The organism is Rhizobacter sp. P2_H2 (genome assembly GCF_056403375.1).
Genome location: NZ_JBFUFP010001179.1, coordinates 1 through 1,583, shown reverse-complemented (window position 1 = coordinate 1,583; position 1,583 = coordinate 1). Strand labels below are relative to the sequence as shown.

Below are 1,583 nucleotides of genomic sequence, written 5' to 3'. Positions count from 1 at the left end.
GCGGCACGCCGATGTCGTGGTCTGCATCGGCGCCCGCCTCGACGAACGCTCCTGGCCGCGCAGCGAGCCCCTGCCGGGCACGCTGATCCATGTCGACATCGATCCGACCAGCATCAACAAGGTCTGGCCGTCTGCCACGCCGCTGGTCGGCGATGGAGGCGAGGTGCTGAAGGGGCTGGGCCAGCAGTGGCTGAAGAACCTGGACCTTCACGCCGCGACGGAAGGCGACGGGCCCACCCCGCGGCACGCGTGGTGGCAGGCGATCGAGGGCTGGCGGCGGGACGCCGCGCTTGCCGATGAAGTCAACGGGCCCCGCACGCGCACGCCGATCACCGACCAGGTGCTGCGGGCCCTGCGCGAGCCGCTGGCGGCGCTGGAGGCGGTCGTGACCGTCGACGACGGCCTGGCGCAGGCGGCTGGCGCACGCCACCTGCAGCACCTGCATCCGGGCCGCTGGCTGGTGTCGACCGGTGTCGGCATGCCGGGCTTCGCGTTGCCGGCCGCGATCGGCGTGCTGGCGGCGCACCCACGGCGGCCGGTCGTGTGCCTGAGCGATGCGAATGCGCTGCTGCCGACCCTGCACGAGCTGCAGTCGGTCTACGACCACGGCTGGCCGTTGAAGCTGATCGTGTTTCCGCCGCCGCTGGCCGATCCGCGGCGCAGCGCTGCGGCCTGCGCGGCGTCGCCCTCCGTGATGATCCAGCGGCCCGACATCGCGGCGGTCGCGCGCGCCTTCGGGTGGCGCATCCACCGGCTGAAGTCGGCCGCCGCGATCGATCGCGCGGTGGCCGACTGCCTCGCCAGCGACGAGCCCTACCTGCTGCAGGTCGACCTGTCGCTCGCCGACGCGCTGCGCGTCGAGCCGGTGGACGCTTCGGACACCGCGGATGCCTCGGAGGGCTCGAACAGCGAGCCTTCACTGCAGATCGGGTCGCGGGTGCGGCTCGCGCTGGCGCGCCAGCGCTGAAACGCAACCCAGGAGGACAGGAAAATCGAGTTGAGACAGCTTCGCTATTTCGTGCGCATCGTGGACCTGGGCAGCCTGTCCCGCGCGGCCGGCGTGCTGCACGTGGCGCAATCCGCACTGAGCCACCAGGTGGCCGCACTCGAAGACGAGTTCAAGAGCCTGCTGCTCAACCGCAGCTCGCGTGGGGTGTCGCCGACCGAATGCGGACAGCACCTGTACCGCTACGCGCAGGCCATCCTGAAGCATGCCGACGATGCGCACGATGCGGTCACCAGCTGCTCGACCGAGCCGACCGGGCACGTCGGCATCGGCATTCCGCTGTGCATGGTCGCGTCGCTCGGGCTGCCCATCTTCAACGAGGTCCGCACGCGCTATCCGGCGATCCGCCTGCAGATCTACGAGGAGCTGAGCGGCACGGTGCTCGAATGGGTCAAGAGCGGCCGGCTGATGCTCGGCATCGCGTTCGACGACGGCAACCTCGAAGGGCTCGACACGGTGCGCGTGATGGAGGAGCGGCTGTTCCTCGTCGTGAACCCGAAGTCGCGGCTGGCGCGCCGCAAGGTCATCACGCTGCGCGAGCTGCAGGGCATCGACCTGGTGCTGCCCGGGCTGGAGC

The 1,583-nt window shown here is 70.7% G+C and carries 2 protein-coding genes; both read left to right on the top strand.

Going from position 1 to position 1,583, the window contains the following annotated elements:
* The coding region (locus AC1D15_RS31350) for a thiamine pyrophosphate-dependent enzyme (protein WP_477829110.1) at positions 1 to 967 on the top strand (967 nt) is incomplete at its 5' end.
* 30 nt (positions 968 to 997) lie between these two features.
* On the top strand, positions 998 to 1,583 hold a 586-nt coding region (locus AC1D15_RS31345; protein ID WP_477829109.1), incomplete at its 3' end, for a LysR family transcriptional regulator.